Here is a 23,628-nt window from a genome sequence, read left to right as displayed (position 1 = left end):
TGATCGTCATCGGCATCATCGATGTCATCGACGCGTTCCAGGTTCGCCACCGGGCGAAACACGTGGCTGAAAAGCTCGGGGCCGCTTAAGGCAGTCGCCGCTCGACCTCGAACGCCAGACACAGCTCCGCGAGGTCTTTTGGCCGCGAGAGTGATCGGCCGGTCAACTCCTCGATGCGGTGCAGCCGATGCCGCACGGTGTTGGGGTGACAATAGATCTTCGCCGCGGTTTCGTTGGCAGAGCCACCCGCTTCTACCCAGGCCTGAAAGGTGTCCAGCAACACCGTGCGCTCCTCGGCCGGCAGCGCGTTCAGTTTCCCGAGTACTGACGACCTGATCTTTGCCATGACCTCCGGGGCGCTGACCGCCGCGACTGCTAGCGTGCTGTCGTCGAAGACCGAAACAAGCGAGTCGGGCGACGGTTTTCCGGTGATCCCCAGCCGGGCGAAGCGCAGCGCGTCGCTGGTCTCGGCCAGCTCGTGAAACGGCGGACTGATGCCGACTCGCGTGGTCGCGGCCTGCTGGAGCACCTCGACGACCATGACCAACGTTTTTGCCGTCACGGGGCCCCTCAAATGGACGATGCCGACCTGCAAGTCCGGTAGCAACCGCCACGCCGACCGGATGTCACGAATGGACAGCTTGTTTTCGATTGTCGGTAACCCCAGCTTTCCGATCGCCGGGAGCTCCGCTGCCACGACGACGTATGGTCCCGAAGTGGGTAGCCGCAGCAAATCCGCTGCCTCCCAAAGGCTTTGGTTGTCGTTGATCCGGTGAACCAGCAGCGCTTCCACCAACGCCGATCGCTCTTCCTCGCGCTCTAGAATCTGCGCGGTCAGCTGCTGGCGGTAGGCGCTGGCCATCGCCTGAGTGAAGGTGTCTTGCGCGAGGAACACGCGTGCGGTGGCATCAAGGATCGAGTCCGTCGGTATGGCCGCGGCGCGCGCGGTGGCGAGGGTCTCCTCCCACATGAATCGGAAGCCGATCCGGTATGCGGTCATCACCGCTGGCAGTGGCACACCGGCCAGTGCGCGCGCGGTGCCCGTGTGCTCCGCCGGCGCAACGTCGACCTCGGCGTGCCCGGCGAGCGAGTCGAAGATGAAGGTCACGTTCGCCACACAGCTTTCGGCCACTTGCTCCTTCGTGACGACGCTGCCGTCCCGGTAGGCGTCGATCTCGCGACAGAGCAGGTCCGCCATCGCCTTTCCCACTCTCGGCGCGCGGGCGCGCATGAGCTTGCCGAGCTCGACGATGTGCGGATCAGGGGCGGCGCCACGCCGGACGCCCGCGGGGTGTGTTGCCGCGCTCATACCCCCAAACCATAGGCTCGCTCCCTGGCGAATGTGAGCGGTCAACCGAAGCGGCTCCCTCTTGGCCACGCCGCGTGGGCCGTTCCGGGCCCACAGCAGCAATGCGGCCGTTGTGATCAGGCACACTGGGTTGCCCCCGATCGTGTAACCGTCCACATAGACGGCAGCACGGTTCCCGGCGATGGTGGTGATGGCGCCTCGTCGGCGCATCGTGTTGACGATGCAACGCATGAAGGGGCGAGCTTTGGCAGTTGACCAAACTGGCCTATGACTACGACTTGGCTCGTTCGCCAGGCCTGACACCAATACCGATAATCCCTAGGGGCGAGCCGTGGACGAACTTCTAAACGCCGGCGAACTTGCGGCCGGGCAATTCGATTGGTCAGTGGACAACGCCCAGCTATACGCGGAGTATCGCCGGCTCGCCGCAGAGCAGGCGGCCCTGCGCCGACTGGCTGCGCTGGTGGCCCGAGGGGTCGAACCGTCGGAGGTGTTCGACGCGGTGGTTAAAGAAATGCGCCGATGCTTGCAGACGGAGAGGGCCGGATTGTGGCATTACGAGACAAGCGGCGAAATGACGCTACTAGCTGTCGATCACCGTTCTCCGGCACCGGTGAAGTGGGCCGTGGGCACTCGAAGCCCGATCGACGGCAACACCCTCGCAGCGATGGTGCAATGCACGGGGCGGCCCGCGCGGATGGACAGCTATGACAACAGCGCTGGGTCGCTTGCCGCACGAGTCCGAAAGGTGGGCGTGCGCGCGGCGGTGGGCGTGCCGGTCATCGTTCGATGGACGCGTGTGGGGCCTGGCGGCCGTGGGTTCGGTTGAACCCGGGCCCATGCCGGCCGACACCGATGCCCGCATCAGCGGCTTCGCCGAACTGATCGGCACTGCCGTGGTGGCCGGATATCGCGACGAGCAGAAACGGCAAATGCTCGATGACACGTCGCGGCGCTCGTTCTTGATCGACTCGCTACTCGAGGGCCGAGTCTTCGATGACTGCAGCTTGAGCGAGGTCGCCGGCAACCTTCGGCTCCCAAAGGATGGTCCCTTTGTGGTCATTGCCGCCGAGGTTCGCTCCGGGGGCGGCGAGCCGCTGCCGGTCATTGAATCGAAGTTGCGCAGCCTCGACTTGTATTCGGCATGGCGGCTCCTGCCCGATTGGCAGGTCGGGATTGTGCACGTTGTATCCGAGCAGCGATTCGACCAGGTTGTCGCTTTGGTGTCTCGGACGGCGGTCGACCGCGTCGGGGTGAGCGCGCGATTCAACGATCTACGCGAGACGCCGCGGGCTCTGCACTTCGCCAAGGTGACGCTGCGCGGTCGGCCCGACCACGCCTCCCCGGTCGCGGTGTTCGACGGCAGCATCTTGGCTACCGCCGCACTCGCAGCCCCAGATGTGATGGTCAAATCGGCCGGTACTGCTTTGGCCTGTTTTGGCGACCTTCCCGACGACGAGCGCGAGATCTTGTTCGAAACGTTTCGGGTGTGGCAGGAAACCGACGCGGCGGTGGGTGCCGCCGCTGAACGACTTTGTTGTCACCCGAATACAGTGCGCTACCGATTGCGCCGAATCGAAAAACGGACCGGACGATCTCTCTCGCGCCCAAGGGATGTCGCAGAACTATGTTTGGCATTCGAGGTCCAGCGCCGGCTCATCTAATCGATTTGCCCGAGGTGTCCAACGAGCCTGAGCCACACTCTGATGATAGAAAATGGCTAAGCGACAAGAGAATCAAGAGGATCCGAGCGCTGATGCGCTATGAGGCACCTGTCCGATTCCGTTGTTAACCAGTGGATTTGGTGGGTCAAGGCGATTGGACATGGCGAGCAGGATCTCCGGCAGTGCCGGGGGCGGCAAGATGCCGTTACCGATCGTTCCGGTGATCACCGAACCGTCCGGATCATCGTTGGCACCGGGCAGGGTCGACCGTGATCGGTAGCCAAACGGGCGCTGCCACGACGGTTGCACCTTGCCACGATCGCTCCCGACAAACAACAATGACGGCCATCTTCGTCTCGCGCGAACAAATGCTGGGGGCCGGTCGGCACCTAATGTCCCTTTTCATGAAGAGCGACATAGTGTTGGAACAGGTCGCTGACGCGCACGCAGCAGACGTTGCAGAGGCTGTGTACCGGCGAACCGATGAAGTGTCGATCATGCTTGCCCGCGCAATAACCCGCTAGGTGCGGCTCTACGGGGCGACGGCGTCGGTGCCGTTCGACGTGGTGGCCGAGGGCTGTAGGGCTAACATGCGAGCGATCTTTGGGGCAATCGCCACCGGTGGCGATTTCAACGTGACCGTGGCCGCCCGGACGGGGGTCGAGCGGGCGCGTGACGGGGTGCCGTTGTCGTCCGTGATGGAGGCTTACCGGGTCGGATTCCGACGGGTGTGGGAGGCCGTGGCCGACGAGGCGGCGACCCGCCCCGACATGAATGGCGATGCGTTGCGTGCGTTGACCGCAAAGTTACTGACGGCTCAGGACCTGTTCATCGACGCGATGACCGCCGGGTACCGACAGGAGCAGAACAGCCAGGTCGAGGGCCACGAAACGCAGCGATCGGTGCTTATCGACGCGCTGATCCATGGCCGGTTGTTCGAGCGGTGCAGCCTGTGGGAGGCCGCCGACTATCTTCGGATGCCGAGTACCGGTCCGTTCGTGGTGATCGCCGCTGATGCCGCCTGGTCCAGCGTGGACGCCCTGCCCGATATCGAGGCGAAGCTCCGCAGCCTCGATGTGTCCTCCGCGTGGCGAGGGCTGGGCGACGAGCAAGTCGGGATCGTGCACGTCAAGACCGAACGCCACCTGGCCGCGTTGCTGGCGCTGGTGTCGCGGTTGGCCAGCGGCCGGGTGGGTGTCAGCGCCCGTTTCGGCGATCTGCGCGAGACCGCGCGGGCGCTACGTCAGACCCGGGTGACCCTGCGGGGCCGGGCAGACCGGGGCTCCCTGGTGTCGGTGTTCGACGGCTCGATCCTGGCCACCGCCGCGATCAGCGCGCCAGAAGTGATGGTCGAACTCGCGAGCCCCGTGATTGAGTGTTTCGCAGATCTTGCCGACGAAGAGCGGGACGTCCTGTTTGAGACGTTTCGGGCGTGGCTGGACCACGACGGGTCGATGCGCACCGTTGGGGAGATGCTGTTCTGTCACCCCAATACCGTCCGCTATCGGCTTCACCGCATCGAGCAGCGCACCGGCCGTTCCCTGACTCGGCCGCGTGATATAGCCGAGTTGTGTCTGGCCTTCGAAGTGCGTCGCCGATTGATGTAGGGATCGTATTCACCCCGACGGATGACCCGGACGGATCACAATGAGCGCCGGGCAGTCTGATACGACGACCAGACCACCCTGCAGACCTGCAGACCGGTCGAAAGGCGGCCAGTCGATCCCGAGTTGAGTGCACGGTTCGTACGTGACGTCGTTCCCCTGCGTATGTCCCTCTACCGCAGTGCGTTTCGGATGAGCCAGAATGACGCGGGCGCGCAGGACCTACTCCAATAAACCATGACGAACCATCATCGACACCGCCAGCCATGTCGGGCCTAACCAGCCCTCGAAGCGATGATTACCGCCTCTCATGTAGCCGACGCAGAATCGCAACGGGCGGATGCTGATTCACCGACGGGCAGCGTCCGCACCCGCGACCTTGGTCACGGAAGCAAGGTAATCGAGTTAACCGCGCCGTCGTTCCGGGGTACTCGCGAAAGGCCGGCGACGTTGTGCGCATCGACATCGACAAAGGGCGGCGGCTTCCCGCAGACTCGAATTGGCCATGGAGAGCGGAAGCGGAGCGGGTGGAGCGCATGAGCGGCTTGAGGGTTGCATACATGATCGGCAATCTGTCGACCGAACCAATCATTCGCGGGCTGGGCGCACCGTGCGAGGCAACGACATGAACGGCCCCGTGCGGTCCTACGACTGGCCATCCCTGATGGTGGACGAATGGACGGCCACCCGCGACACCTTGCATATGTGGACCCAGATCGTCGGCAAGATCCGCATGGTTCACATGCCGCTGATAAACCACTGGTGGCAAGTGACGTTGTATGTGAGTCCGCGGGGATTGACCACCGGTGCAGTCCCAAGCCGGGGTGCGGTCTTCGACATGGAATTCGACTTCGTCAGCCATATGCTGGTGATCCGGCTTAGTGACGGGGGTCAGAAGACGGTGCCGTTGGCGGCCAAACCGGTCGCCGAATTTTACGGAGAGACGCTGTCGGCGCTCGACAGTCTGGGCATCGATTCACACATCATCGGCAAGCCCAACGAGGTAGAACCCGCTATTCCGTTCGCCGAGGACTACCAGCACGCTGAATACGATCCGGATGCGGCGCGCGCGTTCTGGCAGCAGCTGCTGGTGCAGGCGCACCGGGTCATGACCAACTTCCGCGCGGCATTCGTCGGAAAGGCCAGCCCGGTCCAATTCTTCTGGGGTGCTTTGGATTTAGCCACTACACGATTTTCAGGGCGCCCCGCACCCTTGCATCCGGGAGGAGCCCCTAACTGCCCGGACTGGGTGATGGCTGAGGGGTACTCACGCGAACTCAGCAGCTGTGGCTTTTGGCCCGGAGGCGGCAAAGAAGGCGCGTTCTACTCCTACGCATATCCGCAGCCGGAAGGTTTTTCCGCCCAGCGCGTTGAACCGGACGCCGGCTACTTCAGCGAGGAACACCAAGAATTCCTGCTGCCCTACGAAGCCGTGCGCACTGCCGATGACCCTGACCGCGCGGTCGCCCGGTTCTTGCAGACGACGTACGAGGCGGCCGCCGAACTCGGCGGCTGGGATCGCAGCGCACTTGAGGATGATCCGAACCGCCTGCCGCCGCTGTCCATGCGCCGCAGCTAGCGCGCGCGTACATGGCGTCGGACGTGCGCCGACAGCGACGGGGTCATCGACAACCACAAAGACACCAGCCCGACGGCGGTGCCGGTGAACGTGAGGACGCTTTCGGGTGCACTCGGCGACGCCCTCTCCTTGATCCTCGGTGCCACAGGCCGTCGTCGACACGAGGCGCCCGCGATTTCATCGGACTCACACTCTGTCGCCGGCAGCGCGGCTGGGCGAGGCCAGCGAGCTGAGTAAGACCGTTGAGCGCGGTCCCACATCCAAATGCCCCCCGGCCGTGCCTGTGTGGGCCGGGTCGAAGGTGTCGCACACGATGTCCCAGCGCCGCGCCGAGACGTCCGCCGGTAGCTGGAAGGTCAGCGGCTCCCACCAAGCATTGACGAAGATGAGGAAGTCGTCATCGACCAGCGGCGTGCCGTCTGGCGCCACGTCTGGATCGGTTGAGCCGTCGATCAAAACCGCGACGGCGCGCGCCTCGGGGTCGGTCCAATTCTGCTCGTTCATCTCGGCGCCGGCCGGGGTGAACCAACGTAGATCCGCGGAGGCGGGGCCGGTCAGGAAGCGGCGCCTGCGGAACACCGGGTGACGACGGCGCAGCGCGACGAGGTCCTTTGTGAATTCGAGGAGTTCGTGGTCGACCGTTGACCAGTCGAACCAGGTGATCTCGTTGTCTTGACAGTAGGCGTTGTTGTTGCCCCGCTGGGTGCGGCCCAGCTCATCGCCGCCCAGCAGCAGCGGGACGCCCGCCGACTGCAGCAGTGTCAGCAGCAGAGCACGTTTCTGCCGGGCCCGCAGCGCCAACACGTCGGGGCCGGCGGTTGGACCCTCCACCCCACAGTTCCAGGATCGGTTGTCGTCGGTGCCGTCACGGTTGTCCTCCGTGTTCGCCTCGTTGTGCTTGCCGTTATAGGACACGAGATCGGTGAGGGTGAATCCGTCGTGCACCGTGATGAAGTTGACCGACGCGCTCGGCCTGCGCCCAGCGGCGGGGTCGCCGTAGATGTCCGCGGAAGCACACAGACGCGACGCGAAGTCTCCAAGCAGCCCGTCGTGGCTGCGCCACCAGTCGCGTACGGTGTCGCGGAAGCGCCCGTTCCATTCGCTCCACTGCGGCGGGAACCGGCCCACGTCGTAGCTGTCGAACCGGCCGACATCCCACGGCTCGGCGATCAACTTCACCTGCGAGATGACCGGATCCTGGCCGACGAGATCGAAAAACGCCGAGAAGGGGTCGAAGCCGCCCTCTTGGCGGCCGAGGGTGGGCGCTAGGTCGAAGCGGAAGCCATCGACACCCATTTCGGTGACCCAGTAGCGCAGCGCGTCCATGATCATGCGTAGCGCAACCGGGTGGCCCGTGTTGACGGAATTGCCGCAGCCTGTGGTGTCGAGGTAGCGCGCCGGGTCGGCCGGGTCGAGGCGGTAGTAGGCCGGGTTGTCTAGCCCCCGGTGGCACAGCGTCGGCCCGTCGGCTCCTGCTTCGGCGGTGTGGTTGAACACCACGTCGAGGAGCACATCCAGCCGCGCGGCGTGGAGGGTGTCAACCATACTGCGGAACTCTTCGACCTGGCCGCCGGGTTGACCGGCGCGCACGGCCGCGGAGTATTCGGCATGGGGGGCGAAGAAGCCGATGGTGTTGTAGCCCCAATAGTTGGTCAGGCCGCGCTGCACCAAGAACGACTCGGGCACGTTGTGGTGCACCGGCAGCAGCTCCACCGCGGTCACCCCCAGGTCGATCAGATGTTGCAGCGCGGCTGGGTGCGCCAGCCCGGCATAGGTGCCGCGCAAATCCGCCGGTACGTCGGGATGGGTGGCGGTGAAACCCCGCACGTGCAGCTCGTAGATGATCGTGTCGGCCAGCGCGTGCCCCGGCCCGGGCACGGCCGGTGGCGGCGCGGCGATCACCAAGCTGCGCGGCACGTGAGCGGCCGAGTCGAGCGGGCTGGGGGCACCGGGGTCGTCGGGTGCGTGACCCAGGACTTCGGGCCCGAACCGGACCCGGCCGTGGATCGCGCGGGCGTAGGGGTCGAGCAGCAGCTTGGTCGGGTTGCAGCGCAGGCCGCGCGCGGGATCGTAGGGTCCGCTGACCCGGAAACCGTAGGCCTGCCCGGATGTCACGCCGGGCACAAAGCCGTGCCGGGTGTCGCCGTCACGTTCGGGTAGCACCAGCCGTGTCTCGACACCATCGGGGTCGAACAGGCACAGGGTGACCTCGTCGCCGGCCGATGCCACGGCGAAGTTCGTGCCATCGGCGGTGGGTGTGGCGCCCAGCGGGTCGGCGCGGCCGGGCAGGATTTTGGGGCTCATCGTGTCCCCTCGCCCGGCACTAGCCGCTGGATGACCTCCGATACCGCGGGGTAGGCCCGATGGCGGCGGCGGATCACGTCGCCCACCAGCCCCGTCCACCCGGTTTGATGGGATGCGCCGAGGCCCGCGGCGTTGTCGCCGTGGAAGTACTCGAAAAATAGCAGGTTGTTCCGCCAGCGGGGGTCGGTCTGAAACGGGCCCACCCCACCGAAGCAGGGCCGGGACCCATCGCTGCCGACAAGGAATATCGACACCATGCGTTCCCAAAGATCGGAGGCAACCGCGTCGAGGGTTACGCTGGTGCCCGAACCGGTCGGGTATTCGATCGTCAGCTCGGCGCCGAAGAATTCGTGGTAGCGCTCCAGTGCCGTGGCGGCGAGGTAGTTGAGCGGAAACCACACCGGGCCCCGCCAGTTGGAGTTGCCGCCGAACATCGCGATGGTCGACTCGGCCGGCTCGTAGTCGATGGCCGCGCGCACGCCCTCGATGTCCAAAACGTATTGATGCTCCCTGTGGTAGGCCGACAGGGAACGCAGCCCGTGCGGCGAGAGGAACTCGGCGGGGTCGAATAGGGTTTGGCAGAGCCGACGGACCCGTTCGAGGCTGGTTACCCCGACCAGTAGCCGCCGCTGGCCGGGCGCGCCACGCAGGATCCCCGCGGCGGCCATGTCCTCGGTGCCACCCAGCCCACGGCGTCGCAGGTAGTCGGCGAACCCCTTGTCCGTCACCAACGATTGGTCGATGGCCTGCTCGTTGACCACCGCCGCAGCGAGCAGCGGGATCATCGCGACCATCGAGCGAACGCGAACCGGGACCGCTTCGCCATCGGGCAGCACGATGCGGTCATAGAACATGCCGTCGCGCTGGTCCCAGACACCCACCGTCTGCAGTGCGTCCGCGATGCCGGCGAAGTGCTCAAGGAACTTCTGCACCAAATCGAGCGTGGGTCGGTGTCCCGACCCGTAAAGGATCGCCGCAATCGTGGCCATCGACAGCGCGTACCCCGCCATCCACCCGGTGGCGTCGGACTGTTCCAGAACACCCCGGACGGGAAGGTGGGATCGGTCCAGAGGGCCGATGTTGTCCAGCCCCATGAACCCGCCCTCGAACAGGTTGGAGCCTTTGGCGTCCTGCCGGTTCACCCACCAGGTGAAGTTCACCAACAGCTTGTCGAAAATCCGGCTGAGAAAGTCGAAGTCGCGGCCCCCGTCGATACCAAACACCTCCAGCGCCGCCCAGGCCTGCACCGGCGGATTGACATCGGAGAAATCCCACTCGTAGGCGGGCAGCGCCCCGTTGGGGTGTTGAAACCACTCGCGGCACAGCAGCGACAGCTGGTACTTCGCGAACGCCGGATCGACGTGCACCAGCGCGACGCAGTGAAACGCCAAGTCCCACGCCGCAAACCACGGGTACTCCCAGGTGTCGGGCATCGACATCACGTCGAACGCCTGGAAGTTGCGCCAGCGGGTATTTCGGCCAGACTTCCGCTGCGCCGGGGGTGGCGGCTGGGTCGGGTCACCGTCAAGCCAGCGGGCCACCTCGTAGTAATAGAACTGCTTGCTCCACAGCAACCCGGCGAACGCCTGACGCATCACCGCGGCCTCGTCGGCTGACGCCGCGGCCGGGGTGAGCTCGGCGTAAAACTCGTCCGCCTCGGCGCGCCGCTGGTCCACCACCCGGGTGAAGTCCGCACCCAGCGCGGTGGCCGAGTCCGGTCCGGTGCGGGCCCGACGCAGCCGCAGCCGCAGCTCGGCGGTCGCGCCGGGGTCCACCGTGAGCCGGTACCACGCTGCGCATTTGCTGCCCCGCCGGTGCGGGCTGACCGTGTCGGCTCCGGACACGACATGGTCGTTGATGCCGTCCTTGGGCCACCGCGAGCCGCCCGTGACCCCGTACAGCCGAGCAACATTCGTCTCGTTGTCGCAGAACAGCAGCTCCGGGCCGCCGCCCTGGGGGGCCGGCCCGGGCAGCAGTTCGAGGTCACCAAGGTAGGGGTGCTCGACGGCCACCGTGCCGGCGGCGGTGGCAGCGAGCGCCGGCGCGGCCGTCCCGACGTCCCATGACCAGGTGTTGCGGTACCAGAGAGTCGGCAGCACGTGCAGCTGTTCGCAATCGGGCCCCGCGTTGGTCACGCCGATCGTCATCAGTACGTCGGTAGGGTCAGCCTTCGTGTATGACACATCGACGATCCAGTAGCGGTCGTCGTCGAAGACGCCGGTGTCGAGCAGCTCGTACTCGAAATCGAACTTGCCGCGCCGGCGGTTCTCATCCAGCAGCTGCTGGTAGGGAAACGCCCGCTGCGGGTAGTGGTAGCGCCAGCTGTTCCAGGCGTGGCTGGGCAGCGCGTCGAGGTACCACCAGTACTCCTTGACGTCCTCGCCGTGGTTGCCCTCCGCCCCGGTCAAGCCGAAGGCCCGCTCCTTCAGAATGGGATCGCGCCCGTTCCACAACGCCAGCGCCAGGCACAGCCGCTGCTCGATGTCGCAGAAGCCGGCCAGCCCGTCCTCGCCCCAGCGGTAGGCGCGCGAGCGCGCGTGATCGTGCGGCAGGTAGGTCCACGCGTCGCCGTCGGCGCTGTAGTCCTCGCGGACCGTGCCCCACTGGCGTTCGCTCAGATACGGTCCCCAGAAGTACCAGTCACTGGCCTGCCGCAAGCCCAGATCGAGCCGGCCGAAGCCGTCGACCCGGCGGCGCTCCGCACCCGCTGCGGTCGGCGTCATGTTGAACCTCCAAATCGTGCCGCATCTCGTGTTGGGGCGTGTGCCACGTGCGCATAACGCTATCCTCGCGCGGTAACGTGTCGGCCAATCCCGCGGACCAGGAAGGCCAAAGCGATCTCGCCGATCCCGTGAACCATCGTCCCCGCGGTGGTCCATGTCAGTAGCGTCATGAGCGGCGCCTTCAACGAACCCGCGACCGACAACCCGATCGCGAGCTCGGTGAGGCTGGCAATCAGCAGCACCCACCACCCTCGTTCTCGGTTGGCAGCGAGGGCGGCGAGGACACCGATGGCTCCCCAGAAGACAAAAAGGACGCTCATCACCGCGCCCAACCCGACGATTGTGGCGTGTATGCCAAGGAATGCCACGACGCCGGCGACGACGAACAGCACCGCCAGCGAGCCGCGGGCTACGCGACCACCTCGGGATGACATCATCGCGCCCGCCATTACCTCATTGGCCGCTGCCACCAAACAGAACACACCGGCGAGTATGGCGAGAGTCGCTATGGTGGCATAGGCCAAGCGCGGGATCGCGAATCCGATCACGATCCAGGTCACGCCGGCGATAAGAAGCAGCCACCAATACCGAGTCTTCGAGGCAAAACTGTTGGTCAAATGCTCGACGAGATCGTGCGCTCGCCTCGACGACTTCATCGCGGCCTGACTGGTCTTACCCATTGCGACTGCAGCGCAATCGATTTGTCAGTGGTTGTGGTGATATCCGTAAGCGGCGCGACTGGCCAGTCGTGACTCATCACGGCGTCGCGGCTGCCAGGGTGCCGGTCATTTTTTCGACCTTCTTCACGTCGCTACGCATACCGAACCCGGAGATGACCTCCATGCCGCCGAGGATGGTTAGCCAGGCTCCGACCACAAGAGCCAACGTCTCGATCGAATCGAACGGGTATGCAAGCACCACGAAACCGGCGATGATGCTGATGAATCCGAAGAAGATCGCCCACCCTCGACCGGGAAACTGTGGAACACCGACGGCCGATGCCGTGACAAACACACCGCGGATGATGAATCCGATCGCAACCCAGATAGCGAGCAAGAGAATTGCGTACCCCTCACCGAAGTGACGAAACGCCAAGATCCCAAGGGCGACTGACGCTACGCCGCTGATCACGTTCAAGAATCGGCTACCGCCTGAGGCGGGCAGGCTGAACGCGAGGAGCACCAGCCCGACACCGGACACCACCAGGTACACACCGAACAACACGGCGGCCACAACGACTGACGGTCGTGGCCACGCCAGGATCACAACGCCGAGCACCACGGCCAAGAGGCCGGACAAGATCGCCGATGTCGAGATGCCTCGCATTAGATTTGAAATATGAAGGGAGTTGTCGGTCATTGCATTTCCTTACTAGATGTGATCGATTTTGGCTTTGCGAGATCCGACTCTGGCCGCGTAGGGATCCTTATCCGTTGTGCGCAGAGACCACGTGGCCGCGGCGATGGTGTGCTCGCGCACAATGTGATCCGTTCGAGCTTATCGGGAAATCCTCTGCCGGGAGCGGAATTCGGTTCGTGCACCAACGGGAACATCCCGCCGCTCAGCCGAAACCTCTCTCTGGAAGCGGCGATTCGGCCGAGGCAACCCAGACGACCCAATACCAACTCGCTAGCCGCTCCGGGATCCAGTACGGTACGAGTCCGCGGTAGCGCGTGCAGACATCGCATCGAGCGATGCGTACTCGGCTTCGTCGACAGCGGCCTGCGCGAAATCGATGGCATCAAGTGCATAAGACAGGGCTATATTCGCGTCCGCGTCCGCCGTGTCGGCGTCCAATTGTTCCTTCTTCTCGTTGACGCTTGTCCGCACCTTCGCGACATGGGCCTGCCACTTGCCGCGGATGTCCAGCCAATGCGACGACGCCTTGTCGCGGGCACTATCTGCCTTGTCCTTGAACTGATTGGCGGCTGCAGTTGCCCTATCCCGTGCGCCGGCGGCGTCGGCAGCAAGCTGATCCCTGGTGGACTGACTGGCCGCACGGAGATGCTGCGTGGCCGCTTTTGCTTTGTCGGAAATTTTGTCGAACTCTGTGCTCAGATCGGTGTTTGCCACCAGAAACTCCTTCATCACCTGAGGCCGGCTCGTCGCCAACCGTTGTTACCCTGAGGCCGACTGGAAGTCGCCTAATGTGATCCTCGATGCTCGGTGGCGACGAGTCATTGTTCGCCGAGACATAATCGTCGTGCGGAGATTAGTGGCGACGACAAGCAGCAACAGGTGCATTTGCGCGTATTGATCCCCGCGGCCGTCCGCGCAGCGCCCGTGTCGACGGAATTCTGTTGGGGCACAGTGTCGGGCGGTTCACGCGGGGCGCTCGGAGAGGACTTCTTCGATCGCGGCGCGGATAGACCTGGTGTCGTCTCGGACGATCAGATGTCCTTGCGGGCGACGATGAAGAAGTAGCCGTCCTCGTCGACCCGGCCGATGTCGCCAGTCGAAAACCAGCCGTCGACAAAGTCGTCCGCGGTGACCTCCGGTGAGTTCCAGTAGCCCTTCATCACGTTGGGACCACGGACTTGAATCTCGCCGGGTGTCCCGGTCGGAACCTCGGTGGCGTGTTCGTCGACCACCCGCATCTGTACGCCGTCGATGGGTGTGCCGATCGAACCGACCTTGCGCAGCGCGGCGGGACGATCGAAGCACGCCGGCCCGGACGTTTCCGGCAGCCCGTAGCCCTCGAGCACCGTGCAGTCGAACTTGCCCTCGAACCGGCGCAGCATCTCCACCGGCATCGCCGCACCCGGGGAGATGCAGACCCGTAACGAGCCGAAGTTGGGGTCGTGGCCGGCGGTGGCCCCGAGCATCGCCGCGTACATGGGAGGTAGGCCCTCGAAGACCGTAACCCGTTCGGCCGCGATCATTTCCAGCGCTCTGCCAGGGTCAAACGTGGGAAGCAGTACCAGCGTCGCGCCGGTCGAGACGGCTGCCGCGAGACCGCAGGTCATCCCGAACGCGCGATAGAGCGGCAGGCAAGTCAGCATGACGTCGTCGGGACCAATGTTGAGCAGGCTGCGCGCAATGACCGCTTGGGTGCTGACCAGGTTGTTGTGGGTGAGTTGGGCCCCCTTGGGCGCCCCGGTCGTGGCGGACGTGTGCAGGATGACCGCGTTGTCGTCGCCGGCGCGGGTCACCGGCCACGCCTGCCCGAGAAAGCCGCCGGTCAGCTGCTCGAGCGTGTGCTCGTCCAGACCGATTGGGGGAACACCGGCGGCCAGTGCACCGGCGGTGGCCGCCGCCCGACATGACTGTGCGAAGACCAGTAGGCGCGCACCGGTGTTGGTCAAGAAGAACTCGACTTCGCGGGCGCTTCGCAGCGGATCCATCGGCACCACAACGGCTCCGGCGTGCAGCACGCCGTAGAAAACCATCGCGAATTCGGGGCGGTTCGCCAACATGACCCCCACCCGGTCACCCGGGCGGAGACCTCGGTCGCCGAGGTAGGCGGCGAACCGTGCGGCGTTGTCGGCCAACTCCGAAAACGTCGTTGTGACCCCGTCACAGCAAAGCGCGGGCCCATCGGGGTACATGTCCGCCGACTCGACGAGATACAGGCTCAAATTGGTCATGAAAACATCCCGGGCGGACTGCATCCCATGCTTTGACAATGAGATCAGCTTGGCCACCTGTCGATGGACTCGGTGACAACGAGCACCGCCAGGCGGTGTTGCATCCGACAACGCCTCATCCCACGACCGGGTTTACCCGGATTGCAATGCCGTACTGGGAAGTCGACGCTCAGGTGAAGCGGCCACGGGTGAGGCGGCGTTCAGTCCCGGTTCCTGCCCCCGAACAGCTGCAGGAAGAACGAGAACACGTTGAGCGCATCCAGGAAGATCGATGCGGCGATAAGCGGCGCTGAGTCAAGATCCGTCGATCGGCGGAGCCGCTGGAAGTCGACCATGGTGAGACCTGCGAAAATGACCAGCCCGAGGATCGAGTAGATGACCGCACCGCCGGGAATGTGCACGAAGATCAACACGACGCCGAATCCGATTAGCGCAAGTAGCGCCCAGAAGCCGGCGCGGGCGATGCCGGACAGATCTGTGCGGGTTGCATAACCGAAGGCGCCGCAGCCGGCGATGAACAGAGCCGTCGCACCGCCGGCCTCCCACAGCGCCTGGGGGTCCGCGTTGACGTAGTAGACCAGCGTGGGCGACATCGCCAGCCCCAGCAGCAGCCCCACACCGAACAGCAGTGCGATGCTCAGACCAGCGGAGCTGCGGATGGCGAACCGCATGCCGATCAGGCAGACGAACGCCAGGATGAAGAACACCAACGCCCAGCCATTGCCGAGGTTGCGGCCCAGGTAAGCACCGAGCGCGAATAGGCCGGCGGTAGCGGCCACGCACCACATGACCTGACCGAAAACGGTACGCGTCCGGTTTTCCACCCCGACCGTGCCGTAGTCGGGTGAGCTCATGGCATCAGATCCGTCCTGTGTGAAGCTTCCATGCCCGAAGTATTTCACCGTGGCGAGCCCGCGTCGATGGCACAGGTGACAACGTCGGCACCTGATCGGTGTGTCTCCAAACAATGCATAGTGTGGTGTATGCCGTCAGGAATGTGGAAGGCGCAACGGGCCTGACTTGCCAGCAGCCGCTTGACATCCCACTCCCGCGGCCCGGCAGCGTCTCGCCGAAATCTTTGACGTCATCACCAAACTCCGCTGGCTCACCCCGGTTAGAGCCAGCTTGGTTGCCACGAACCCAACGGGGTCAATGGGTACTTGTATTCACCGGGTGTCTTGGACATCTCGATCATTTCCCTGACGCCGGTGTAGCGACCCATTGGCGTGTCGGCAACGAATCCATCGGGATCGGGATAGAGATGCTCATCAGTTGAGCCGGCCGTCTTGTTCGCGTAGTCGCGATCGAAGATGCCCAACTCGGCAAGCCAGAGAGCCGTGCGTACCAGCGAAACCCTGACGCGGTAGCTCCCGCCCTCCTTCGCGCGCCGCAGCAGCGCCGACAAGATGCCGCACGTTGCCAGCCACCCCGCCGCGTAGTCGCACGCCACGTAGATCGACGGATGTGCCGGCTGCTCGTCGCTACCCTCAATGTTGTCCAGGCCCAACGCGAAAGTGGCCGTGACGTCGAAGCCGACGCGATTCGACCACGGTCCGGTTTCACCGGCCCAGGTGATCTGTGTATCGATCAGACCCGGGCGCTCTTTGATCACTTCCTCCGGCTGGATATGAAATCGGTTCCGCCATCCCGCACGGCGATTCGTGACCAACACGTCGGCCTTGGAAAGCAGCTCACGGAACTTCGCATGGCCTTCCTTGTTACCCAGCTCGAGCATGGTGGAGCGCACTCCGACATGCGAGGTGTAGTGCCAGAGCGTGTGCTCGACATCGGATGGCCGCCACACGTTGAGCGCGTCGGCGCCATGCAGGGCCATTGCGCGACCGATCGACGGGGACACCTTCTTGCCGCTCATGCAGGCCCGCGAGGGGATTACGACTGGAAACACAGCCATAACCGCCACCACCTCCGAATGACTCGTGCCCACAGAGGACCGACGATCACTAAAGGCGGGCTATGACTGTGGCTGTACTGATGGCCATGTTCGCTATCTGCGTCACGAGCCGGCCGTCGTGGTTGACGGCGAGGATGCACGCGTGCCTGTGCTAACCGGGTTGTCTACCAAGCCACCTTTCGGCGACCGGCCTGCGACGGGCTGTGCGCCGTCACACCGAGGCGGCCAGCTTGTTGTGCCCGCCGACATTGTCGTGTGAGGTCGCCAAGAGGACGATTGGAAACCGCACCACAAGCCCAGAACCGGGCACCTCAAGTAGATAGCCAGAGGTATACCATGACCGCCCTTAGCGCCAATCTCGTTGCGTCAAAAGATCGCCACCCCGACCGCTTAGCGCTGCGCTGCGACGATCTGCGATTCACCTTCGCCGAATTCGATGCCGCGGCGGCACGCGTCGCGACGTTACTGGAGCGGGCCGGAGTCGAGCCGGGCGACCGGGTCGGCCTGATGCTGCCCAACACGCCCGCATTCGCCATCGCGTTCTACGGCATCATGTACCGCGGCGCCGTCGCGGTCCCGATGAACCCATTGCTCAAGGCTCGCGAGGTGTCCTACTACCTGTCCAACAGCGGCGCCAGGGCGTTGTTCGCCACACCGGCCTTCGCCGAGGAGGCCACCGCCGGCGCCGCCGAAGCTGGCGCACGGTGCTGGCTCGTCGACGACGCCGGGCTGATGAAATTGATCGCCGACCTGCCCGGCCAGGACTCCCCGGTGCATCGCGACGCCGATGACGTCGCGGTCATCCTGCACACCTCCGGGACCACCGGTAAGCCCAAGGGGGCCATGCTCACCCACGGCAACCTTGGCCGCAATGCCGAGGTCAGCGTGCGCACCCTCGTCGAGACCGGGCCGGACGACGTGGTCATGGGCTGCTTGCCGCTCTTTCACGTCTTCGGTCTGACCTGCGGACTCAACGGTTCCGTCCTCGCGGGTGCGACGTTGACGCTTATCGCCCGATTCGAGCCGCGCAAGGCACTCGAAGTAGTCGAGCGCGACGCCGTCACGGTGTTCGAGGGGGTGCCGACCATGTATTCGGCGCTGCTCACCGTGGCAGACCAGGCCGCACCCGAGGCGACGCGCACCCTGCGGATTTGTGTCTCCGGTGGCGCGGCGCTGCCCGTCCAGGTTCTCGCCGACTTCGAAGAGGCTTTCGGCTGCGCAGTTCTCGAGGGCTACGGGCTCTCCGAGAGCTCTCCGGCCGCCGCGTTCAATCATCCGAACCGGCCCCGCAAAGCGGGCTCGATCGGCACCCCGATCGAGGGCGTGGAGATGCGGGTGGTCGACCTGGACGGAGTTGAGGTCCCGCAGGGGGACACGGGCGAGATCCAGATCCGCGGCCACAATGTGATGAAGGGCTATTGGAACCTCCCCGAAGCGACCAAGGACACGATCACGTCCGACGGCTGGCTGGCCACCGGAGATGTCGGACGCGTCGACGAGGACGGCTACTTCTACATCGTCGACCGGACCAAAGACATGATCATTCGCGGCGGGTACAACGTCTACCCACGCGAGATCGAAGAGGTGCTCTACGAGCATCCGGCGGTGGCCGAAGCCGCCGTCATCGGTATCCCCCACGACTCACTCGGCGAGGAAGTCGGTGCAGCAGTCGCCCTCAAGAAGGGGGCTGCGATTACGGCCGACGAGCTGCGCGAGTACGTCAAGGCGCGGGTGGCCGCTTACAAGTATCCGCGCCTGGTCTGGCTGGTCGACGCCTTGCCCAAGGGACCCACCGGCAAGCTTCTGAAGCGCGAAATCACCGTTCCGACGAGCGAAAGCACGCGATGACTATGGCAAACACCACCAACCCCACACCCAAAGCCGCCGACGAACTGGCTGCACCGCTCGACCTGCTCCTCACCAGCGCCACCAAGCCATTCGCCAGCCGAATGATGCCGAACGCCACCTGGGCCCGCTTTGGCGCCAACCTTGCCCAGCATCCCGGTGCGGTGGCCAACCGGGCCACCACCCTTACTCGTGAACTCGGCGCCATCGCGGCGGGCAAGTCTCACCGTGCCCCGGCGCGGGCCGACAAGCGCTTCAGTGACCCTGCCTGGCAGGAGAACCCGCTGCTGCACCGAATCATGCAGGGCTATCTGGCAGGCGCCGAGGCCGCCGAAGGGTTGCTCACCGATGCTGGGCTGGATTGGCGCGACAACGAGAAGATGCGGTTCGTGATGGACAACCTGGTGGAGGGGTTGGCGCCGACCAACAACCCGCTGATAAGTCCGCTCGGCTGGAAGGCGCTGATCGACACCGGCGGTCTGAGCGCGGTGCGAGGCGCGAGAGCCTTTGCCCGAGACATGCTTTCAAAGCCTCGGGTGCCGGCGATGGTCGAACCCGATGCCTTCGCGGTGGGAGAGACCGTGGCCGTCACCAAGGGGGCGGTAGTGCTGCAGACCTCGATGTTCGAACTGATTCAGTACGCCCCGCAGACACCGAAGGTGCGCGCGACTCCGTTGCTCATGGTGCCGCCGGTGATCAACAAGTTCTACATCATGGATATCGCGCCTGGGCGCAGCATGATCGAGTACTTTGTGCAGCAGGGCCAGCAGGTGTTCGTCATTTCGTGGCGTAACCCGCAAGCCCGCCATCGTGATTGGGGTTTCGACGCCTACGGCGCGGCGATCGTGGAGGCAATGGATGCGGTGCGAAAAATTGCCGGCACCGATAGCACCCACCTACTGGCCACCTGCTCGGGCGGCATCCTCGCGGCGATGACCGCTGCCCATCTCGCCGAGATCGGCGAGGGCGATCGGATCGCGGGCCTCAACCTCGCGGTGACCGTGCTGGACGAGACCCGGGCCGGTTTCGCGGCCGCGGCAATGAGCGACCGTGCGGCTCAGGCGGCGATTCGAGTTTCGGGCCGCAAGGGCTACCTCGACGGGCGCGACATGGCGGAGATATTCGCGTGGCTGCGGCCCACCGACCTGGTGTGGCGGTACGTAGTGAACAACTACGTGCAGGGCCGCAAGCCGGCGGCGTTCGACGTGTTGTTCTGGAACGCCGACACCACCCGGATGACCGCCGCACTGCACCGTGACATGGTGCTGATGGGGCTGCGGAACGCGCTGGTCACCCCCGGCGGGGTCAACATGCTGGGCAGCCCGGTCGACCTGTCCAAGGTCACCGCCGACGCCTACATCGTCGGCAGCATCGCCGACCACATCTCCCCATGGCAGGCCACCTATCGCAGTGCGCGGCTGCTCGGCAGCAAGGACAACCGCTACGTGCTGTCCACCAACGGTCACATCGCGGCGCTGGTCAACCCGCCCGGCAACCCGAAAGCGTCGTACCGGACGGGTCAGGTCGAGGCGGAAGATCCCCACCAGTGGCTGGAGTCCGCCCAGAAGTTCCCTGACTCTTGGTGGCCGGATTACGTGAGCTGGCTCGCCGAGCGCAGCGGCTCGGAGATCGACGCACCGAAAATGCTGGGTGCCGACGATCTCCCGCCGCTGGGTCCGGCCCCGGGCGGTTACGTGATGGAGAAGTGAGCGATGCGTAGCGCACCCCAGAGGAGGCTCCGAGTGGTATTGCCAAGCACGATCGGCGAGGAGCGCTACGTCAACTGCGGCGTCCAGCGGATCCGTGTCAACGTGCGGTGGGGAACCGGCGTGCCGCTCGTACTCTGCAACGGCATCGGGGCCAGCCTGGAGGTGCTCGACCCGCTGGTGGAGCAGTTGGACTCGACGGTAATCAGATTCGACGTGCCCGGAGCCGGAGGGTCGCCGGCATCCATTGCCCCCTACGGGTTTCCCTACCTCGCCTGGGTGCTCGGCCGGGTGCTGTCCAAGTTGGGAATCGGCGTCGTGGACGTACTCGGGCTGTCCTGGGGCGGCGGTCTCGCGCAGCAGTTCGCCTTCCAGAACCCGCGCCGCTGCCGGCGCCTGGTGTTAGTGGCGACCGGAACCGGCGCGCTTATGGTGCCCGCCCACCCACGGATCCTGGCGAAAATGCTGACCCCGCGCAGGTTTTCGGATCCCGACTACGCCGCATCCATCGCCGGCGAGCTGTACGGCGGGACCGTCCGCGCTCATGGCGAAGACGTAGCGAAACTGTTCGTGCGCCAGTTGCACGCCGGATCGAAGATGGGCTACCTGCACCAGCTGCTCGCGGGTGCGGTCTGGACCAGCCTGTTCGCGCTGCCCGCGGTGCGGCAGGAGACGTTGATCGTGGCGGGCACCGACGATCCGATCATCCCGGTGGCCAACGCGCACATCATGCACGCCTTGCTGCCTCACTCGCGGCTGTACCTGCATTCCGGCGGGCATATCGACCTCGTGCACAACGCGGCCGAACTCGCACCCGTCATCAAGAAATTCCTGAGCGAGCCGGGAGAACGACCGTGAGCCACAACAACTTCGACACGTCGGATTTCTACTCCTATGAACACCTGCTTACCGACGGGGAGCGCGACCTGTTGCTTGCGGTGCGCAAGTTCATGGCGACCGACGTCGCACCCGTCCTCCTGGAGCACTGGTCGCGCGCCACCTTTCCGTTCGAGATCGTGCCCGGTATGCGCGAGCTGGGCCTCGCGGGTCTGCCGTACCACGGCTACGGCTGCGGTGGACGCCGCTACCTGCTCGACGGCATGGTCGCGATGGAGCTCGCCCGCACGGACTGCTCGGTCGCCACTTTCAACGGGTGCATGGCGGACTGTCCATGGGGTCGATCTACCTGTGCGGATCCGACGAGCAGCGCGAACGATTCCTGCCCGCCATGGCGCGCTACGACAAGATCGGCTCGTTCGGGCTGACCGAACCGGAGGTCGGGTCGGGCGCCTCGGGTGGTCTGCAGACGACGGCGCGGCGCGAGGGCGACACCTGGATCATCAACGGCCAAAAGAAATGGATCGGCAACTCCACATTCGGGGACCTGACCGTCATCTGGGCCAAGGACGTCGCCGACGGGCAGGTGAAAGGCTTTGTGGTGCAGAACTCTTCGCCGGGGTTCACCGTCGACAAGCAGATGCACAAGATCGCGTTGCGCATCGTGCAGAACGGTCTGATCACGCTGGACGACGTGCGGGTCGACGAGTCCGACCGGCTGCAGCGCGCCAATTCGTTCATAGACACCGCGGAGGTGCTGCGGATGACCCGCGCCGGGGTGGCGTGGATGGCCGTCGGGTGTGCTATGGGCGCCTATGAGAACGCTCTGGCTTATGCGTGTAGCCGACGTCAGTTCGGCCGGCCAATCGGCGGATTCCAGCTGGTCCAGGATCTGCTGGTGCGGATGCTCGGCAACGTCACCGCGTCCTACGGGCTGTGCGTGCGATTGTCGCAGCTGCAGGACGCGGGGCTCGCCGAGGACCGGCACTCCTCGCTGGCGAAGGCCTTCTGCACGGTGCGGATGCGTGAAACCGTGGGCTGGGCCCGTGAACTATTGGGCGGCAACGGAATTCTGTTGGAACACAACGTGGGCCGGTTCGTCGCCGACGCCGAAGCGATCTACTCCTATGAGGGCACCCGCGAGATGAACACCCTGATCGTGGGGCGCTCGTTGACAGGTCTCAGCGCGTTCGTCTGAGGCCGCGTTAAACGACAGCTTTCCGATCGCGGGAATATACAGACGTCGCACGAAGCAACGGGCCGCCACAACAGAGGAGGCCAGTATGGCGGGAGTCGGAGAAACCATCGAATAGCCGCTCACGGGCAGCGGCGATCTTTCCTCGAGGCCGCCGCAAGTACCGGTTCTGAGAAGCTGCGCCAACTACCTGAGCACGGCCATACCATCGAATCCGCGCATCTGCGTGTGAGCGCTACGCGCGGGCGACGCGGACGGTTCTCTTCGCGATCAGGTGAGCGCGACTGCCCTGGCTCGCGCAGACACGGCATCGAGCGCCGCGTACTCGGCTTCCTCGATCGCGGCCTCGGCGAAATCGATGGCATCCAGGGCGTACGACAAGGCGATATTCGCGTCCGTGTCGGCCTCCTTGGCATCGAGTTGGGCCTTCTTCTCTCTGACGTCTTCCCTGACCTTGGCGACATGGGCCTGCCACTTGCCGCGGATCTCGTCCCACTGCGATGACACTTTGTCGCCGGACGCGCGCGCCTTCTCTTTGAACTTGTCGGCCGCTGCCGCGGCCTTGTCTCGCGCGATGGTGACATCAGCTTGAAGCTGATCTTTGGTCATGTCACCGGCGGCATGTAGCTCCTCGGCCGCCTTTTTCGCCTTGTCGGAAATCTTCTCGAACCGTGCGCTCAGATCGGTGTTTGCCATCGGAGCCCCTTCCGCGAGTTTCAGGCGGGCTCTCCGCCACTGGTCGATCGTCGCTCCCTGCCGGGCGTCCGTCAATGTTTGGCCGGACACGATATTCGGGTGGAAATTGGTCGGCGCGACAACCGTGAGTCGCGAGACCCTTCCATGGCGTTGCCGCCGACCGCTTACTCTCTGTCGGCACTGATGCATCTAAGCGGATTCCGTTGTCAGAAAATCGGTTTGGTGATGCAGTTCGGCGCGCGCGTTACTAGCGACGGTAGCTGTCGACCTTGTCGCCGAACGCCATCGGTCTCCTTTTGTTAGTCACACAGAACAACATCCCCACGCGACGGATGACATATCGTGCTCAGTTCTGCAAGGCTCGGAACATTACCGTGACCGGAGCGGCTGAGAGCGGGCACGGGTCGCTACTTTCGGCCGATTCCGGAATGCGCGCCAGGCGGCTCGCGATGGAGGAGGAGACCGGATGAGCCACAAAATTCTTCCCGGCTGCTCGTCGCCTCTGGGCGCGACAACCGACGCGCACGGCTCGAACTTCGCGGTGTCGTCGAACGGCGAGCAGGTGACCCTGTGCCTGTTCGACGCCGACGGCACTGAGGAACGACTGGTCCTGCCGGAGCGCGACGGCGACGTTTGGCACGGGTTTGTTCCGGGGGTAGGGCCAGGG

The 23,628-nt window shown here is 64.8% G+C and carries 20 protein-coding genes; 10 read left to right on the top strand and 10 right to left on the bottom strand.

Going from position 1 to position 23,628, the window contains the following annotated elements; translation table 11 throughout:
- Window positions 1-85 precede the first annotated feature (85 nt).
- The gene (locus tag ACLP4W_RS19810; protein ID WP_442388839.1) at window positions 86-1,309 is read right to left on the bottom strand and encodes a PucR family transcriptional regulator; all 1,224 of its coding nucleotides are present in this window, start codon (window positions 1,307-1,309) and stop codon (window positions 86-88) included.
- Window positions 1,310-1,640: 331 nt separating this feature from the next.
- On the opposite strand from ACLP4W_RS19810, the gene ACLP4W_RS19805 reads away from it, so the two are divergent.
- The 4 genes from ACLP4W_RS19805 (at window position 1,641) to ACLP4W_RS19790 (ending at window position 6,156) form a co-directional block, all read left to right on the top strand.
- Complete coding sequence (locus ACLP4W_RS19805; RefSeq protein ID WP_442388835.1) at window positions 1,641-2,138, top strand: GAF domain-containing protein; 498 nt, start codon at window positions 1,641-1,643, stop codon at window positions 2,136-2,138.
- A 10-nt stretch (window positions 2,139-2,148) separates the two neighbouring features.
- Window positions 2,149-2,973: a PucR family transcriptional regulator gene (locus tag ACLP4W_RS19800; protein ID WP_442388833.1), complete on the top strand. Its 825-nt coding sequence runs from the start codon at window positions 2,149-2,151 to the stop codon at window positions 2,971-2,973.
- A 524-nt stretch (window positions 2,974-3,497) separates the two neighbouring features.
- A complete protein-coding gene (locus tag ACLP4W_RS19795; protein ID WP_442388831.1) occupies window positions 3,498-4,580 on the top strand; it encodes a PucR family transcriptional regulator in 1,083 nt (360 codons plus the stop codon).
- A 622-nt stretch (window positions 4,581-5,202) separates the two neighbouring features.
- Window positions 5,203-6,156: a DUF5996 family protein gene (locus ACLP4W_RS19790; RefSeq protein ID WP_442388829.1), complete on the top strand. Its 954-nt coding sequence runs from the start codon at window positions 5,203-5,205 to the stop codon at window positions 6,154-6,156.
- Between the two features lie 186 nt (window positions 6,157-6,342).
- Here the strand turns inward: ACLP4W_RS19790 and glgX are convergent, their stop codons facing one another.
- The 8 genes from glgX to ACLP4W_RS19750 all read right to left on the bottom strand — a co-directional run bounded on the left by glgX (window position 6,343) and on the right by ACLP4W_RS19750 (window position 16,682).
- A complete protein-coding gene (glgX, locus tag ACLP4W_RS19785; protein ID WP_442388827.1) occupies window positions 6,343-8,460 on the bottom strand; it encodes a glycogen debranching protein GlgX in 2,118 nt (705 codons plus the stop codon).
- On the bottom strand, window positions 8,457-11,183 hold the full coding sequence (locus ACLP4W_RS19780; protein ID WP_442388825.1) for an MGH1-like glycoside hydrolase domain-containing protein: 2,727 nt from the start codon (window positions 11,181-11,183) through the stop codon (window positions 8,457-8,459). Before ACLP4W_RS19780 ends, glgX begins: the two co-directional genes overlap by 4 nt.
- A 59-nt stretch (window positions 11,184-11,242) precedes the next feature.
- Window positions 11,243-11,863: an HdeD family acid-resistance protein gene (locus ACLP4W_RS19775; protein WP_442388823.1), complete on the bottom strand. Its 621-nt coding sequence runs from the start codon at window positions 11,861-11,863 to the stop codon at window positions 11,243-11,245.
- A gap of 76 nt (window positions 11,864-11,939) precedes the next feature.
- Window positions 11,940-12,542: an HdeD family acid-resistance protein gene (locus ACLP4W_RS19770; RefSeq protein WP_442388821.1), complete on the bottom strand. Its 603-nt coding sequence runs from the start codon at window positions 12,540-12,542 to the stop codon at window positions 11,940-11,942.
- Window positions 12,543-12,812: 270 nt separating this feature from the next.
- Window positions 12,813-13,271, bottom strand: a complete 459-nt coding sequence (locus ACLP4W_RS19765; protein WP_442388819.1) for a hypothetical protein — start codon at window positions 13,269-13,271, stop codon at window positions 12,813-12,815.
- A gap of 302 nt (window positions 13,272-13,573) precedes the next feature.
- Window positions 13,574-14,770, bottom strand: a complete 1,197-nt coding sequence (locus ACLP4W_RS19760) for an AMP-binding protein (RefSeq protein ID WP_442388817.1) — start codon at window positions 14,768-14,770, stop codon at window positions 13,574-13,576.
- A 200-nt stretch (window positions 14,771-14,970) separates the two neighbouring features.
- On the bottom strand, window positions 14,971-15,624 hold the full coding sequence (locus ACLP4W_RS19755; protein WP_442388815.1) for a Bax inhibitor-1/YccA family protein: 654 nt from the start codon (window positions 15,622-15,624) through the stop codon (window positions 14,971-14,973).
- Window positions 15,625-15,884: 260 nt separating this feature from the next.
- Window positions 15,885-16,682: a CoA transferase gene (locus ACLP4W_RS19750; protein WP_442388813.1), complete on the bottom strand. Its 798-nt coding sequence runs from the start codon at window positions 16,680-16,682 to the stop codon at window positions 15,885-15,887.
- 336 nt (window positions 16,683-17,018) lie between these two features.
- Between ACLP4W_RS19750 and ACLP4W_RS19745 the strand changes: the two genes are divergently transcribed.
- The 5 genes from ACLP4W_RS19745 to ACLP4W_RS19725 are packed head-to-tail and all read left to right on the top strand — an operon-like array spanning window position 17,019 to window position 22,268.
- The gene (locus ACLP4W_RS19745; protein ID WP_442388811.1) at window positions 17,019-18,530 is read left to right on the top strand and encodes a long-chain-fatty-acid--CoA ligase; all 1,512 of its coding nucleotides are present in this window, start codon (window positions 17,019-17,021) and stop codon (window positions 18,528-18,530) included.
- A gap of 2 nt (window positions 18,531-18,532) precedes the next feature.
- Window positions 18,533-20,236: a PHA/PHB synthase family protein gene (locus ACLP4W_RS19740; RefSeq protein ID WP_442388841.1), complete on the top strand. Its 1,704-nt coding sequence runs from the start codon at window positions 18,533-18,535 to the stop codon at window positions 20,234-20,236.
- A 33-nt stretch (window positions 20,237-20,269) separates the two neighbouring features.
- Window positions 20,270-21,091, top strand: coding sequence for an alpha/beta fold hydrolase (locus ACLP4W_RS19735; RefSeq protein WP_442388809.1), 822 nt, complete (start codon window positions 20,270-20,272; stop codon window positions 21,089-21,091).
- Entirely contained in the window at window positions 21,088-21,498 is a 411-nt protein-coding gene (locus ACLP4W_RS19730) for an acyl-CoA dehydrogenase family protein (protein ID WP_442388807.1), read from the top strand. Before ACLP4W_RS19735 ends, ACLP4W_RS19730 begins: the two co-directional genes overlap by 4 nt.
- Window positions 21,405-22,268, top strand: coding sequence for an acyl-CoA dehydrogenase family protein (locus ACLP4W_RS19725; protein WP_442388805.1), 864 nt, complete (start codon window positions 21,405-21,407; stop codon window positions 22,266-22,268). The genes ACLP4W_RS19730 and ACLP4W_RS19725 overlap by 94 nt, the downstream gene beginning before the upstream one ends.
- Window positions 22,269-22,535: 267 nt before the next feature.
- On the opposite strand, the gene ACLP4W_RS19720 is transcribed toward ACLP4W_RS19725, so the two are convergent.
- A complete protein-coding gene (locus ACLP4W_RS19720; protein ID WP_442388803.1) occupies window positions 22,536-23,036 on the bottom strand; it encodes a hypothetical protein in 501 nt (166 codons plus the stop codon).
- 391 nt (window positions 23,037-23,427) lie between these two features.
- On the opposite strand from ACLP4W_RS19720, the gene ACLP4W_RS19715 reads away from it, so the two are divergent.
- A partial coding sequence (locus ACLP4W_RS19715; RefSeq protein ID WP_442388801.1) for a hypothetical protein occupies window positions 23,428-23,628 on the top strand: 201 nt, incomplete at its 3' end.

Origin of the sequence: Mycobacterium sp. (genome assembly GCF_052145595.1) — a bacterium.
In the GTDB taxonomy this organism is placed as follows: domain Bacteria; phylum Actinomycetota; class Actinomycetes; order Mycobacteriales; family Mycobacteriaceae; genus Mycobacterium.
The sequence above is the reverse complement of the archived record's forward strand: the minus strand, read 5'-3'. Positions and strand labels throughout refer to the sequence as shown.

What these genes read in the sequence shown, in the direction of transcription:
- ACLP4W_RS19810 (WP_442388839.1), bottom strand. Translation starts at nt 1,309, where the DNA reads ATGAGCGCGGCAACACACCCCGCGGGCGTCCGGCGTGGCGCCGCCCCT.
- ACLP4W_RS19800 (WP_442388833.1), top strand. Translation starts at nt 2,149, where the DNA reads ATGCCGGCCGACACCGATGCCCGCATCAGCGGCTTCGCCGAACTGATC.
- ACLP4W_RS19790 (WP_442388829.1), top strand. Translation starts at nt 5,203, where the DNA reads ATGAACGGCCCCGTGCGGTCCTACGACTGGCCATCCCTGATGGTGGAC.
- glgX (WP_442388827.1), bottom strand. Translation starts at nt 8,460, where the DNA reads ATGAGCCCCAAAATCCTGCCCGGCCGCGCCGACCCGCTGGGCGCCACA.
- ACLP4W_RS19780 (WP_442388825.1), bottom strand. Translation starts at nt 11,183, where the DNA reads ATGACGCCGACCGCAGCGGGTGCGGAGCGCCGCCGGGTCGACGGCTTC.
- ACLP4W_RS19775 (WP_442388823.1), bottom strand. Translation starts at nt 11,863, where the DNA reads ATGGGTAAGACCAGTCAGGCCGCGATGAAGTCGTCGAGGCGAGCGCAC.
- ACLP4W_RS19770 (WP_442388821.1), bottom strand. Translation starts at nt 12,542, where the DNA reads ATGACCGACAACTCCCTTCATATTTCAAATCTAATGCGAGGCATCTCG.
- ACLP4W_RS19765 (WP_442388819.1), bottom strand. Translation starts at nt 13,271, where the DNA reads ATGAAGGAGTTTCTGGTGGCAAACACCGATCTGAGCACAGAGTTCGAC.
- ACLP4W_RS19760 (WP_442388817.1), bottom strand. Translation starts at nt 14,770, where the DNA reads ATGACCAATTTGAGCCTGTATCTCGTCGAGTCGGCGGACATGTACCCC.
- ACLP4W_RS19755 (WP_442388815.1), bottom strand. Translation starts at nt 15,624, where the DNA reads ATGAGCTCACCCGACTACGGCACGGTCGGGGTGGAAAACCGGACGCGT.
- ACLP4W_RS19750 (WP_442388813.1), bottom strand. Translation starts at nt 16,682, where the DNA reads ATGGCTGTGTTTCCAGTCGTAATCCCCTCGCGGGCCTGCATGAGCGGC.
- ACLP4W_RS19745 (WP_442388811.1), top strand. Translation starts at nt 17,019, where the DNA reads ATGACCGCCCTTAGCGCCAATCTCGTTGCGTCAAAAGATCGCCACCCC.
- ACLP4W_RS19740 (WP_442388841.1), top strand. Translation starts at nt 18,533, where the DNA reads ATGGCAAACACCACCAACCCCACACCCAAAGCCGCCGACGAACTGGCT.
- ACLP4W_RS19725 (WP_442388805.1), top strand. Translation starts at nt 21,405, where the DNA reads ATGGGGTCGATCTACCTGTGCGGATCCGACGAGCAGCGCGAACGATTC.